At 49.1% G+C, this 14,195-nt stretch carries 10 protein-coding genes and 1 tRNA gene; 4 read left to right on the plus strand and 7 right to left on the minus strand.

All coding sequences use genetic code 11. The features are described from left to right. Window positions 1-16 precede the first annotated feature (16 nt). The 6 genes from fliD to AC07N2_RS12685 form a co-directional block, all read right to left on the minus strand. Window positions 17-2,038 carry a flagellar filament capping protein FliD gene (gene fliD / locus AC07N2_RS12660; RefSeq protein WP_494778578.1) on the minus strand — a complete coding sequence of 674 codons (2,022 nt, stop codon included), beginning with the start codon at window positions 2,036-2,038 and terminating at the stop codon, window positions 17-19. 96 nt (window positions 2,039-2,134) lie between these two features. Beyond that, entirely contained in the window at window positions 2,135-2,512 is a 378-nt protein-coding gene (locus AC07N2_RS12665) for a flagellar protein FlaG (RefSeq protein WP_494778579.1), read from the minus strand. 80 nt (window positions 2,513-2,592) lie between these two features. Then, entirely contained in the window at window positions 2,593-4,140 is a 1,548-nt protein-coding gene (locus AC07N2_RS12670) for a flagellin N-terminal helical domain-containing protein (protein WP_494778580.1), read from the minus strand. 461 nt (window positions 4,141-4,601) lie between these two features. After that, complete coding sequence (locus AC07N2_RS12675; RefSeq protein WP_494778581.1) at window positions 4,602-6,185, minus strand: GGDEF domain-containing protein; 1,584 nt, start codon at window positions 6,183-6,185, stop codon at window positions 4,602-4,604. A gap of 226 nt (window positions 6,186-6,411) precedes the next feature. Continuing rightward, window positions 6,412-7,059, minus strand: coding sequence for a response regulator (locus AC07N2_RS12680; RefSeq protein WP_494778582.1), 648 nt, complete (start codon window positions 7,057-7,059; stop codon window positions 6,412-6,414). Window positions 7,060-7,165: 106 nt separating this feature from the next. Continuing rightward, entirely contained in the window at window positions 7,166-8,719 is a 1,554-nt protein-coding gene (locus AC07N2_RS12685; protein ID WP_494778583.1) for a PAS domain-containing sensor histidine kinase, read from the minus strand. 305 nt (window positions 8,720-9,024) lie between these two features. Between AC07N2_RS12685 and AC07N2_RS12690 the strand changes: the two genes are divergently transcribed. From AC07N2_RS12690 to oxlT, 4 genes are all read left to right on the plus strand, one after another. Then, window positions 9,025-9,101 (plus strand) — tRNA-Arg (locus AC07N2_RS12690). Between the two features lie 477 nt (window positions 9,102-9,578). Then, window positions 9,579-10,922, plus strand: coding sequence for an NADP-specific glutamate dehydrogenase (gdhA, locus tag AC07N2_RS12695; protein ID WP_494778584.1), 1,344 nt, complete (start codon window positions 9,579-9,581; stop codon window positions 10,920-10,922). A gap of 263 nt (window positions 10,923-11,185) precedes the next feature. Further along, window positions 11,186-11,503: a hypothetical protein gene (locus AC07N2_RS12700; RefSeq protein WP_076591574.1), complete on the plus strand. Its 318-nt coding sequence runs from the start codon at window positions 11,186-11,188 to the stop codon at window positions 11,501-11,503. Between the two features lie 233 nt (window positions 11,504-11,736). Beyond that, window positions 11,737-13,050: an oxalate/formate MFS antiporter gene (gene oxlT, locus AC07N2_RS12705; RefSeq protein WP_076591573.1), complete on the plus strand. Its 1,314-nt coding sequence runs from the start codon at window positions 11,737-11,739 to the stop codon at window positions 13,048-13,050. Window positions 13,051-13,324: 274 nt separating this feature from the next. Here the strand turns inward: oxlT and AC07N2_RS12710 are convergent, their stop codons facing one another. Then, a complete protein-coding gene (locus AC07N2_RS12710) occupies window positions 13,325-14,185 on the minus strand; it encodes an alpha/beta fold hydrolase (RefSeq protein ID WP_494778585.1) in 861 nt (286 codons plus the stop codon). Between the last annotated feature and the right edge of the window lie 10 nt (window positions 14,186-14,195).

Below are 14,195 nucleotides of genomic sequence, written 5' to 3' on the forward strand. Positions count from 1 at the left end.
CGTATCTCCTGAAATTTTATTTGCCAGTGTAGGTATTTGCAGCAATCGATGCGAGTTGCTGCGTCAGGTAGGTTTGTGTTGCCTGCATGCTGGCAACCATGGTGTCCAATGCCGAAAATTGTTTGCGATAGCGTGCTTCGATGTCGACAAGTCGCAACTTGAAAGCATCTGCATCATCAGTAAGGCGTTTGATGCTGCTATTCAGACTGGCTGTATTCCCAGCAATCAAGCCATCGGTGCCGATGAAGTTATCAGTCAGTTTATTCAAGCGATCTGCATAGCCTTGCGAGAAGTCGATTTTGCCGCGGCTGCCTAATGTCCCGCCCACGATTTCCAGCTTGAGGCCATAGGCGTCCGATCCTTTACCTGCGCTCAAAATTTGACCTGAACCAGTTGCAGTAACACCGCCGATGGTGCCTTCTACATCTTCGCCATTGGTACCGGTTGATACGGTGCCAAGGAAGGCTGTTACAGGTGTCCCTGAATCCGAGTTGACAGTAATTTTGGATGCTGAACCGTAGCGGTCGGACTGCAAATTAAGGAAGCCGTTGCTGTCGATGGTCGCGGTCACTTTGGAACCGGCTCCTGATATTGCGGAAGCACCATTGATGGCCGATTGGACCATTGCAGCAAGTTCTTTCGCCGTATATGTTCCCTCGGTTAAATTGATCTTGGCGTCGACACCGTCGACCTTTACACTCAATTTTGTACCTGGTGCAATGATGGTGCTGCTTGCATTCAGATTGACGTCGCCAGTCATATTGGCGCGGGTTGCCAATTTGCTGACGGTAATGTCGTAGCTACCGGCTTTGGTCGCGGAGGTGGAACTGCTGAAGTTGATCAAGCTATCGGTCGCTTTGCCTACGGTCGCAAATAAACCTGCGATATCGTCGTAGTTGGTGGTCATCGCTTTACTCAGCTTGGCAGAATCCAATGCGAGCGTGCCGTCTCTTTGAAAGGCAACGCCGATTTGAGGCAGTGACATATTGCTGTTGCTCAAGCCTTGCAGCGAGGATGAAAGCATGTTGCGCAATTGATCCTGAATGGTACGGGCAGTGGAATCGCCAACTAACAAGCCACCAGTTTTGGTAGTTGGATCGTAACCAGTCAATTTCTTCAAAGTCGAATTGAGATCGTTATAGGCTTTGACAAAAGCGTTGACACTCGTTTCGACCGCCGCCGTGTCTTTTGCGATGGTCATCGAAGTCGTACCGATTTTGGTGACGTTCAAGGTCACACCTTGAATCGCCTCCTTGACTTCATTGGTTGCGCTATTGACAAAGAATCCATTCACCGTCAATTGTGTATTTTGTCCAGCGCTGGTTTGTGTCAGAGTTTGTGTGCCGGCAGGGTCATATTCCAGCAAATTCTTCAGGGCAGCGTCACCGTTCACATCGATCTTCATGCTGGAGACTTCGCCAGTTTTATTGGAAGTGAAGATCAAGTGATCAGGCGCAGAGCTACCGTCAGAAACGAGTGTCGCTGTTACACCGATGTTGGCTGCGTTGACTGCATCACGTATCCCTTGCAGTGAGTTGTTGCCATCCGTGATCGTGACAGTGCCGGTAGCCTGATTGGCATCTTGTACGAAATTTGCACCAGTGTAAGTGCCATTAGTGAGCGTGCCACCACTGATTGTGCCGAACTGAAAGGTCAGTGTGGTCGTGCCACTTCCACCAATCAGTGCCGTTTTACTGGTTTGCCCAGCCGTGGAGATGCTGTGCGCCTGGGCCATCTGCGTGACATTGACTTGATACTGGCCCGATGCAGCTTTGGTGCCTGCAGTGGCGCTAAAAATCGTTTTGTCAGCAATCGTGGTCTGCAGGTTATCAAACGTCGAGCTTTTCCCCAGATTGGCCATTGCAGTCTGAAATGCAGAGAGTGCGCCATTGAGGGTGCCATAAGCAGATAGCTTGGCTTGATAACTTGCTTCTTTTTGCGCCATCAACGTCAGAGGCTGACTTTCAGCCGTCATGATATTGGTCAACAAAGTGTCGAGGGGTAGACCGGAGCCAACGCCGAGTGATGAAACGGCCATTTGCTTCTCCTGCTAGAGAAAAACCATAATATAAAGGAAGGCAGACTAGGGTAAGCCCGAGGTTAGAGGGCAATTTACCCGTCTGTTTGATGCAATTTATGCTTTTTGCTTAACCAACAAACCTTGTAACTTATCCAATGCTTTGGAAATTTCGAGCGCCTCAAGCGATGGCATCTGACGAATAACTTCCTTGGTCTGTTGATCGACGACCTTGACGACAGTGCGATTACTGTCGGAGTCAACGGTAAATTCCAGATTGGAAGATAAGGCTTGCAGTGCTTTGTTGATGCTTTCTAGTGCTGGCCCGACCTGGCTTTCTGCGAGGGCGGCATCTGGCTGTTGTACAGCGCTGGATGTAAGTACTGGTGCTGATGCAGCTTTGACCGGGGCGGTCACTGAGCCGGCGATCGGCGCTGATTGATTATCGATTCGTATACTTGCTTTCGCAATGCTACCGATTTGCCCGATATCCATGATTCACTCCTGTTGTAACGAATCCCCGGCTACTGAAATGCAGCCGGGGATTCATTTTTTACTACGCTAGCTGCTGTTGATTAGCCGCGGAGCAGGGCGAGCACACCGTTAGGCAGTGAGTTCGCTTGTGCCAGCATGGCTGTACCAGCTTGTTGCAAGATCTGACCACGTGTCAGGTTAGCTGTTTCCGAAGCGAAGTCAGCATCCAGGATACGGCTGCGAGCTGCGCTCAAGTTTTCGCTGGTGGTGCTCAGGTTAGCGACAACTGATGTGAAGCGGTTTTGCAACGCACCCAGTGAAGCACGTGAAGAACTTAAGTTAGCCAGAGCGGAGTCGATGATTTGCAATGCATCGTTAGCGCCGGATGGAATGCCGTTGGTAATCGAAGTGATGTCAATCGAAGAGACCGCGCTCAACTTGCTGCTTGTTGCGCCAGCTTTTTGAACAATCGCAGCATCCGCAACAGCACCGCCAGCAACAGCCGTGAATGATGTTGGCGAGTTGTATGTCACTTTGCCACCGACTACTGCTGCATCGGCGACAGTGCCACTAGCAACCAGCGAAACTGCAGTGCCTGTACCGCCATCTGCAGTGCCTGCACCAGAAACCTTGATGCCAGTTTGCGCACCTTTATTAACAACACCAATGTCATAGCCTTGCGCTTGAGTCAGCGCAATTTTACCGGTAGTTGCATCTGCGATTGCGGTAATGCCAGTCGAGCCAGCTTGATCGTTGATCGCTTTAGTCAACGCGCCCAAGTCGCTGGCGCTAGTCACTGTTGCAGTGATGGAGATTGGATTTGCAGCTCCAGCAGCTGTAGGCGCACCTTGCAAGTTCAGCGAAACAGTACCGAATGCGCTCAGTGCAGAAACGTCCAATGTCGCGGTAGTAATAGCTGAAGCTGTTACGTTAGTTGCACCTGCAGCGGCGTTGACTTTATCAACGATTGCTTTTGCCGACAGATTGGTTACTACCAGTGCGCCAGTGCTTGCGCCGTTGCCTTGAATCGTCAAGGTAGTTGCAGCAGCTGTATTGTTGGCTGTTGGAATTGTACCAATTGCAGTACCCAAACGTGCGTCAACCATCGTACCGGCACTTGCTTGAGTCAATGTATTGTTGCCAATAGCAGAAGCTTGTGCGCTGGCGATCGAGAAGTTGATGGTTTGGTTTGCGTTCGCGCCAACTTGGAATTGGGCGTTGCTCAAGGAGCCGTCCAGAATGTTTTGGCCGTTGAACTGGGTTGTGTTTGCAACACGGTTCAATTCTTGTTGCAACTGGCTAACTTCTTCTTGCAGCGAAGCGCGGTCAGATGCGGAGTTGGTGCCGTTGGCCGATTGCACAGCCAAGGTACGCATACGTTGCAGCAGATCAGATGCGGTGCCGAGGCCGCCTTCAGCTGTTTGCGCCAGCGAGATGCCGTCGTTTGCGTTACGTGCTGCTTGATTCAAGCCGTTGATCTGGCTGCTCATACGATCAGAAATCGCCAAGCCTGCAGCATCATCTTTTGCGCTGTTGATACGCAAACCGGAAGACAGACGTTGCAGCGAAGTTGCGAGGGAAGCTTGGGATGTCGTCAGATTGCGTTGTGCGTTCAGCGACGAGATGTTGGTATTAATGACTGCGGCCATGGTGATTCTCCTGTAGTAGTCCGATGGAAGTCCGACTGAAGCACTTCAACGTCTGGTGTGCGGTGTTTTGCATATACAGCGTCGTTGTAAGTTTTATCGGACGGTTCCGGGAAAAGTTTAGTGCTTGACTGAAACTAATTTTTTCCCGGTATCGCCCGAACTGCAGCCAGATAAGTCTTTTGACGGTTGCTATCTGGAAAATCTTTAAGGAAATAAATCGATATTTAAAACAAATAAAATGTGATTTTGCCCTTTATTTTTTTAAATTCCTGCCGTGTAAGGAGGTTGTTTAAATAGTCACTTTTCAAGCGGCTGGGGTCTGAAAAAATATAAAAATAAATAAAGGAAATACGGCGGGGAGTGAGGAAGTAAAGGCGTGTGAGAGGAAAATATATAAATAGCGCGGGATTTTATTTTTGAAAATAGTTGGTAAAAAGGTGTTGGGCGCTTAGCCCAACACCTTAATCTGCTGCCGTGACACGGTTCTTGCCAGCTTTTTTCGCTTTATATAAGGCAGCGTCCGCACGTTTGATCATTGATGGCTGATCTTCTTTTTCATTGCGAAGGGCGACGCCGGCGCTGAATGTCATCAGCAGGCGAGTGTGGTTGTGCATGAAGATCTGCTTGGTGAGTTCTCTTTGCAGGCGTGTAATGGTTTGAATGGCTTCTTCCATCGACGTGTCTGGCAGCACGATCAGGAACTCTTCGCCACCAAAACGGGCGATCATATCCATGGAGCGTAGTGTTTCCTTGATAACGCGCACCAGATGGATCAATGCTTCATCACCAGCAGTGTGGCCGTACTTGTCATTGATTTTCTTGAAGTCATCGAGATCAAGCATGGCGATGCAAAGTGGCGAGGCCCGTCTATCAGCACGTGCCATTTCGCGTTCGAGTACATCATCCAGACCACGACGATTGAGACTGCCGGTCAGTTGATCTTCGCGTACCAGCTCACTCATCTGTTCCAGTTGCAGCTCCAGATTATGGATGCGTGCCTCGGCGTCTTCGACATCTTTGCGTGCGGCGATGATGATGTCGCGCGAACGCAGCGCCTCGGTCTGTGCGATACGCGTCTCGCGCTTCACTTCATCGAGAATCTTGTTGAGTTTGGTGATATCGGCAGTCTGCGTAATCTCTTTTGAGTAACGGTCAATTTGCTGATGGTAGTTGCCGGTGGTATTGGCGATGTCTGCAAGGCGATCGATAAATGTATTGACCATATTTTTGACGGAAGTTTTTGCGTCGGAGAGACTGTGTTTCAGAGTCCCTTGTTTGTAGATCACTTCTTTCAGACTACGCATAACTTCGTTGAGTGCAACGTCATTAATAGGTGCTGAAATCAGATTGCGGACAGCTTCGATTTGTCCTTGCATCCATGAGTCTTGTTCGAGCAGATTGCTGATATTTTCCAGTAGCAGTCTAAACACGCGAAGTAGCAGTTCCTGCTGTTCTGCCATGTCACCGCTTTGCAATTCAATCTTGAAACACAGTTGCTTCAGGCGCGCTGAAACCTCATTGAGCGCTGATTCTGTTTGCGCATCCTTGATCGATCGACCCAAGGCTTCAGCTTCTTCTGCTAGCGCAGGTGCACCTTGCAGCAAAGAGGCAACTGCGAGCGAGAGTGTGCGCGTCAGCAAGTCGCGCAGCATGAGCGGCTGCGGGTCGTCTATCAATGACATCGTCGTGTTGACGACAGCCGGTGCTGTACTAGTGGTAGTGCTGCTTTGCGCGGATAGCTGGGTTTGGTAATGCTTGACCAGTTGGGTCAGGCCTTTGCTGTAATCCGGCCAGTAAGGTGTGGTCGCTGCTTCCTGCAAGGTCTTGCCGATGATGGCGACACCATCCGGTGCGTTAAGCAGGGTGGTGGCAAATTCGCTCAGAACTTCTTCTGCAGTCGGCTCCATGGCGTAGCCGGCGATCTCGTCATAGATCGCACGGTAAGCATCGGGCGTTGGGGCAATTCTGCGGACGGCTAGTTGACGGAAAGCTTCGCGTGCGATCTCTGCAGGGTTTTGTGACGGGTTGTCTCGCTTGTCTTGCATGAAGGCACGCACGTTTCTTTATCGTTGACTGGCCGGAAGTCGGCCTATCTCTGAATAATATAACTATGCAGACAAGTTTGATGATGGGATTAGGTGGGCAAATGATTGTCACTTTGCCGCTTTATCTAGGCCTGGACTGAAAAGAAGGCTTATCGGGGAGTTGGCATCTTGTTGATTAGATAAGACATTGTTAAGACTAAAGTTCTAAGGCAGGTGTTTTTGATGCTTACTCGACCAGATGATTCTTGATGGCGTAATGCGTCAGCTCAGCGTTATGGCGCAGTTTCATTTTCTGCAATAAGCGGGAACGATACATGCTGATCGTTTTGACGGACAAAACGAGTTCGTTGGCGATGTCGCTGACAGTTTTGCCGGAAGCAATCATGGTCAGGGTTTGGTATTCGCGATCGGACAGGGTTTCGTGCAGGGGCGTTTCGTGATCGTCGCTGATCTGGTTGGCAAGTTCTTGCGCCAAGGCTGCGCTGATGTACTTGCGTCCGGTTGCAACTTGGCGAATGGCGTTGACCAGTTCAGCCGGTGCACTTTGCTTATTCAGATAACCGGAGGCGCCAGCTTTGAGCGAGCGGATTGCGTATTGATCTTCACGATGCATGGACAGCATGAGAACGGCGATCTTGGGTGACTCTTTTTTGACTTGTTTGAGCACTTCGATGCCGCTGCGATCCGGCATGGAGATGTCCAGCAGTAATACATTGCACACGCCTTCGCGCGATAACTTGATTGCTTCTATCCCATTTTCTGCGTGGCCAGCCACGATGATGTCTTTGGTGTCTGCCAGAATTTGCTTCAGCCCTTCGCGTACGATCGCATGATCGTCAGCAATAAGGACTTTGATTACGTTCTTCGTTGTCATTGTTCTGTTTTTATAGAATCTGCGTGTCGCCAGATACTGGGTGGCGATTCGTCCGAATGTGACAAATTTTGGACGAGCATAGCGCTATATGACCAAATTATGTCGGTTAATGTCCAATATTATTCGTCTGAATGCGATCAGACGGCAAGGTATTGGGCAACGGGACATTGATAGCAACGACTGTGCCACCTTTAGGTGCTGTGCTGACAGACAAACTGCCACCCATGGCGACGGATCGCTCTACCATGCCGCGGATGCCAAATGATTTTGGCTTGGTGCGATCTGCGACCTTGATGCCACGTCCGTTGTCTGTAATCTCTAATCTGACATAAAGATGTGTGTGAACCAGTTGCACATTGACCTGACTTGCTTTTGCGTGTTTGGCAATATTGGTCAGTGCTTCCTGGAAAATACGGAATAGGGCGGTAGCCTGATCCAGGCTCAGATCGATTTCAGCCTTGTTGGACAGGAATTCGCAGGGAATACCCAATTGCTTCTCGAACTCGCCGGCTTGCCATTCAAGCGCGGCGACCAGACCGAAATCGAGTATGCCTGGACGCAGATCGCCGGCGATGCGATGTACGGTTTCTATAGTGCGATCGACTAGTGATTCAACGTAGGCGGCTTTCTCTGTTAATTCTGGTGTTTTGACAGGTAGGCGACGCGTTAATAGTGCGAGTGCCATTTTGATCGCAGTCAGATTACCACCCAAGTCGTCATGGATTTCGCGTGCAATGCGTGTGCGCTCTTTTTCTTTTACGGTATCGACGTGAGCTGACAGCTCTGCCAATTGGGCGCGCGAACGGATGATCTCTTCCTGTTCCAGTTTGCTGGCAGTGATGTTGGTCATGATGCCTTCCCACTGCACGCTATGCTCATCGAGTGCGCGTGGCGTGGCACGAAGATTAATCCATTTGATGTCTTTCCATTTCTCTACCCAGATGCGACCTTCCCAGTTCCAGTTGCTCATTTCTGAGGTAGAGATACGCATCGTCTCGCGATAAGAAGATCTATCTTCAGGAAGAATCAGATCGACGAACAGAGATGGTGTGTCATGTAATTCTTCGGATGTAATTCCCAATAGCGCTTCGCAACCATCGCTGACATAGGGGAAGGAGAACTTCCCATCGTCACACAGCAGGAATTGATAAACCAGTCCAGGTGTATTGGACACCATTGCGCTGAGTCGTGATTCGCTTGCACGTAAGGCCTTGTCCGATTTGTCGCGCGAGCTGACATCGTTGCCGATGGCGATGATGGTCGGTGCGGTATCGGATGCTAAATAGAACAGCTGGAATTCAATCGGATAGTGCGTGCCATCCTTGCGCGTATGTAGGGTATTGATCGCGACAGATGTTTTACTACCATCCTGCAAACCTTGGATAAATTGCGAGTAGACCGCTGGCGTCACGTTCTTGGCGACGCAGGTCGGCGACATCTGCGCCAATTCATCCAGACTGTATTGCAGATTATTTAAAGCGGTGGGATTGGCATATTCGAAGCGTAAGGTATTACAGTTCAATACGTAGATTTCGCTGAACGATCCTTGCAGGATCGTTGGTAACCACTCGGCGTGCATCGTGTTAATGATGTTTCCTTTTTGTTCAATGTTTTTTTCGCTTTTGGGACGACGGGCTTGGTATTGGCGATTAGCGACCATATTGGCTCCGGCAAGCTACTGTATTTGGCGATAAAAATCACTTTGCCGACTTTAGCATAAGTTTTTTCGCCAACATGTTCGCGAGTAATAAGAGGGCTGCAAGTTTGTCTTGAATGCGACGATGTGCGAAACAATGCGTGCTTATATATACGAACTTGTTGATCAAAGATGTGTATCTCGTATCATTTTCATGATTTCTTGCTGTTGAAATGTGCAGCTCATTAGTATCGATGAAAGAAAGTTGATAAAAATCTTCACGAGAGGCTTCCAAAATGAATTCTACTCATGCTATAATTTTTTCTTTCGCGGCTGTAGCTCAGCTGGATAGAGTACTTGGCTACGAACCAAGGGGTCGTGGGTTCGATTCCTGCCAGCCGCACCAGATATAAAGGGTCCATCGCAAGATGGGCCCTTTTTTCTATTCTGCTTTCCCTTTTTGCAGAAAATCGCATCAGATCTTTTCTGTTATTCCTTTTCTTGCTGTCGTCATGCAATGCCAAACATTCGTTTTATTCAAAACGTCTGCGCCAACATCTTTTGTATCGATCGTTGCATACACATAATGTGTGTTTGAGTCCGATGCGAGTTGATTCAAGAGAGCGCTTTTCATTTCGACTCATCAAAAACAAGATGCTGTTGAAAGTGCAGTGGCCCGACATTGATATTTTTCATGCATTTATCTGCGCCGCAGCTCATCTTTTGTCGACGAAACTTGTTAAATTGCACTAAAATAGTGCGCTCTGTGAAAAATCGCAGACTCAGCTCGTCCCTTCATGCAGTAAATAACGCTATACACAGATTGTGATTCGATACTGAAATCAGATCGAAGGCGTACGCCCCCATTTTATTAGGAGAAATTTTGACTCACGCCAATGTGGATGGCTTTCTCGCCATGGTCGCCAAGCGCGACCCGCATCAACCAGAATTCCAGCAAGCTGTTAAAGAAGTCATGCTTAGCTTGTGGCCCTTTATTCAAAACAATCCGAAATATGCAAAAGAAGGTTTGTTGGAGCGCTTGGTAGAGGCTGAGCGCGTCATTCAATTTCGTGTGTCCTGGGTAGATGATCGTGGTCAAGTGCAAATCAATCGCGCTTTCCGTATTCAGCACAGTTCGTCGATCGGCCCATTTAAAGGCGGTATGCGTTTCCATCCGTCGGTCAATTTGTCGATCCTGAAATTTCTCGCCTTCGAACAAACGTTCAAAAACGCATTGACGACTTTGCCTATGGGCGGTGGCAAGGGCGGTTCTGATTTCGATCCTAAAAGCAAGAGCGATGGCGAAGTCATGCGCTTCTGTCAGGCTTTGATGTTTGAGCTGTATCGCCACCTGGGTTCTGATACTGATATCCCTGCTGGCGATATCGGTGTCGGTGCGCGCGAAGTTGGCTATATGGCTGGCATGATGAAAAAATTGTCGAACGATACGTCGGCTGTCTTTACCGGTAAGAGCCTAGCCTATGGTGGTAGCTTGATGCGTCCGGAAGCGACTGGCTACGGTACGGTTTACTTCGCGGAAGAAATGTTGCGTCGTAATGGCAAATCCTTCGATGGTATGACTGTCTCCGTCTCTGGTTCCGGTAACGTGGCGCAATACGCAGTTGAAAAAGCCATGGAGCTGAATGCCAAGGTTGTGGCGATGTCGGATTCCAACGGTACTGTGTATGACAAAGACGGTTTTAACGAAGAGAAGCTGGCAGCACTGATGAACTTGAAGAATGTCCAGCGTGGTCGCATAGAAGACTTCGCCAAGGAATTCAAACTTCAATATGAGCCAGGCAAAAGACCGTGGCATATTCCGGTACAGATTGCCTTGCCTTGCGCAACGCAAAATGAATTGGATGGCAAGGATGCGGAGATGTTGGTTAAAAACGGCGTTATCTGCGTGGCAGAAGGTGCCAACATGCCGTCCACACTGGATGCTGTTGATGTTTTCTTGAAGGCGGGGACGCTCTACGCGCCGGGCAAAGCCAGTAATGCAGGTGGTGTAGCGACTTCAGGCCTGGAAATGTCGCAGAATGCTTTGCGTTTGTCCTGGCACCACGCAGAAGTGGATGAGCGCTTGCATAGCATCATGAAAGAGATCCATCTCAATTGTGCGCACTACGGTAAGCGGGCTGATGGATCGGTCAACTATGTCGACGGCGCAAACATCGCCGGTTTCGTCAAGTTGGCTGACGCGATGCTGGCGCAAGGCGTGTACTAATAGTTTCTGTAAGGCACTATTCCGAACGCTCCCTCACTGGGAGCGTTTTTTTTCGTACGTATTATCCCTTATCAATGAAGGCTAAAAGAGGGATCGAAAATGTGCCATTATCTGTCTTTGGAATATCTGTCAGTCGGCGATTGAATAACTGCCGGACGAGAAATTCTAATTGGATTTATAATCAGTGCACCGATGCAACAAATTATCTCAATTGATCCCGTGCGCTGTTTGTTCAAGTGCAACCGTCAGGATCATTGCTACAAATGAAATCCCGTTCATCAATTGTCTATATCTGGTTTGCCTTCTTGCTGCTCTTTTCGCAGCACGTTGCGTTTGCCGGTGCGCTGACATTTGTACAACAAACGGCTTTCGATCATCAGTGCACTCTGGAAGAGGGCGATTCTGCTGATGGCAACCTTTCCAAGCATCTTGCATTAGATGAGTTTGATGACGGCGCTTCGTCGTTATCCATCACGCCGTATGTGCCGCAGTTGGTTGTGGCGCAGCTTGAAGTCACTTTCGAGCAATTCCTCTCGGTAGCCTCGCTACCATACCGCTCCCGCGCACCACCTCTCGTTTAGCAGGCATTTGACGTAATGGCGTGTGCTTGTCTGCACACATCTGGCCATGTTGGTCAACGTCATCAATCACGCGAATAAGTCATAGATCGTCGGATGGTCTTGACCTACATCGGAAACCTTACGTTTCCCTATTCGGATGCCTGCAGTCAAACAATCAATTTCGAAACAAGCTAGTCGGCCCGCAGTGGCTATCGACTCTGTTTCAACGTTTATGACTTCTTGAGAGGTAGTTAATGAGCAACAATCAAACAATAAGCGCGTCTAATTTGCAGGGCGCAAAAGGTTACAAAAACCGCTGGATGCAATTGATCATTGGTATTGCCTGCATGGCTTTCATGGCTAACTTGCAATATGGCTGGACACTGTTCGTCACGCCTATCGACAATGCGCATCACTGGGGTAAAGCAGCGATTCAACTCGCGTTCTCGATTTTTATCGTGACCGAAACCTGGTTGGTTCCTATCGAAGGTTACCTGGTCGATAAATTCGGCCCACGTCCTGTCGTTGCTGTCGGTGCTGTTTGTGCCGGCCTGGGTTGGGTACTCAACAGCTACGCTGATACGCTGCCTATGCTGTATTTCGCAGCGGTTGTTTCCGGTGTTGGTGCAGGTTGCGTTTATGGCACCTGCGTTGGTAATGCTTTGAAACTGTTCCCAGATCGTCGTGGTTTGGCCGCTGGTTTGACTGCTGCCGGCTTCGGTGCAGGCGCTGCGATCACCGTGATTCCAATTGCGAACATGATCCAAACTTCGGGCTACCAACAAACATTCTTCACCTTCGGCATTATCCAAGGCGTAAGTATTTTCATCTTGTCGCTCTTGCTGATTAAACCAGTTGCTCCTAAAGCTGCATTGGCTAAAGCTGGTTCCGCAACTAAGGTTGATTACACAACCAAGCAAATGCTCAAATCGCCTGTGTTCTGGGTTCTGTACATGATGTTCGTTCTGGTTGCTTCCGGCGGCTTGATGGCAACAGCACAACTCGGCCCAATCGCAACTGATTACGGTCTTGCTTCCTTGCCAGTAACATTGTTCGGCGTCACTTTGCCATTGTTGACCATGACCTTGTCTATCGACAACGTTGCAAACGGTATTACACGTCCATTGTGCGGTTTCATCTCCGACAAAATCGGTCGTGAAAACACCATGTTCATCGTCTTCATCGGCGAAGGCTTGGCATTGCTGGGCTTGATGACTTGGGGTCACAACATGTACGCATTCATGTTCTTCGCTGCCTTGATCTTCTTGTTCTGGGGCGAAATTTTCTCGATCTTCCCAGCAATCTGTGCAGATATCTTCGGTAGCAAATATGCCGCTGGTAACTCCGGTACTTTGTACACTGCAAAAGGTACTGCTGCTTTGCTGGTGCCATTGGCATCGGTGTTGGCAGTTGGTGGTGGCTGGAGCCGCGTATTCGTGGTGGCAGCAATCATCACGATCTTCTCGGGCTTGTCGGCTAAATTGATCTTGAGCCCTATGCGCAAACGCATGCAGGCAAAAGAAGTTGCTGCTGCAGCGGAAGTCGCAGACGAGCGCGTTACTGCTTAAAGTGCATGCAGAAAGCATGTCATGACAATGTCGGGCAACTCAATATTTGAGTTGCTGCTTTGTAGAAAATTGCTCTCTTTAAGTAGCGAATAATAAAAAGGCTGATGCCATAAGCATCAGCCTTTTTTCTTTATGCACGACGGGAAAAGACATCGGCATGCAGTTACTGAATGATGTGTCTTATCTCTGCTGGATACGAAAATGCAAGGAGTGTGAATGTGAGGTTGTTCAATTTTTCCTCATCATTGATACATGTGAGGATGGAGTGTAATAATTACTTCATTCCATCTTTCAAGGCTGGCCATCTATCCTCCCAGCAGCAATGGTGATCGAATTCAGGAATGACTACGATGGTCGGTGCCAAGCTAGACGTGAAACGCGCAGCATAACTACGTGCTACTGATTCCCCAACAATACGATCCTTGCCACCGACATAGTGCTGTTGCGGAATCGTTTTCAATTGTTCCCACACATCTGGTGGATTAAGCGATCCTGTTAATGGAGAAAGATGTCGTTCTGTCGTCCAGTTACGGTGATCGAGATTGCCTGCGATGGTAATCAAGCGTACGACGTCTCGACGTTGTGCAGCCAGCAAGGTAGCGACTGCACCACCGCCGGAATAACCAACCAGTATCAAATTCTTTGCAGCGAATTGATGCTTAAGTTGATCTACTGCTTGTCCCGTCGCACGTATAACTTCGGGCGCAAAGCGATGACTAGTCCAATAGATGTCAGGGCAATTGCGTTGCTGTTCTGCATCCACGTATTGGCACGGGCGGGCAAGATAAGCCGATGGTGTGCGATCACGCAAAGCCAGCTTCAATGCCAGTGGATTATTCGGTGTAGGGTCGAAAGAAGGTGTGGATGAATTAATCCATGCCAGCCCATCGCCTTCCAGATAAATCGTAAGCGTCTGCGTAGTACGGGCTTGTGCTGGCAGATACGCCACTAATTTAAAGTCATTGGTCGCGATGATTTGCTGCTTCCAGCCAGCTTGTGCGGCAAGCTGGTCTGCATGAGTAGTACGTTCCTGAGGGCTAGGTAGTTGCGCGCAAGCTGTCAGCCATATCGTTGTGGTGAGCAGCAATAAACGCTGGTGCCATGTTTGATGAGCAAAGGTAAGGAGATCGTTCACTTCAATATTG

The sequence above is a fragment of the Herminiimonas sp. GW821-FHT09C12 genome, assembly GCF_059416385.1.

Coding starts and splice junctions, on each gene's coding strand:
- fliD (WP_494778578.1), bottom strand. CDS start 2,038: ATGGCCGTTTCATCACTCGGCGTTGGCTCCGGTCTACCCCTCGACACT.
- AC07N2_RS12665 (WP_494778579.1), bottom strand. CDS start 2,512: ATGGATATCGGGCAAATCGGTAGCATTGCGAAAGCAAGTATACGAATC.
- AC07N2_RS12670 (WP_494778580.1), bottom strand. CDS start 4,140: ATGGCCGCAGTCATTAATACCAACATCTCGTCGCTGAACGCACAACGC.
- AC07N2_RS12675 (WP_494778581.1), bottom strand. CDS start 6,185: ATGCAAGACAAGCGAGACAACCCGTCACAAAACCCTGCAGAGATCGCA.
- AC07N2_RS12680 (WP_494778582.1), bottom strand. CDS start 7,059: ATGACAACGAAGAACGTAATCAAAGTCCTTATTGCTGACGATCATGCG.
- AC07N2_RS12685 (WP_494778583.1), bottom strand. CDS start 8,719: ATGGTCGCTAATCGCCAATACCAAGCCCGTCGTCCCAAAAGCGAAAAA.
- AC07N2_RS12700 (WP_076591574.1), top strand. CDS start 11,186: ATGAAATCCCGTTCATCAATTGTCTATATCTGGTTTGCCTTCTTGCTG.
- oxlT (WP_076591573.1), top strand. CDS start 11,737: ATGAGCAACAATCAAACAATAAGCGCGTCTAATTTGCAGGGCGCAAAA.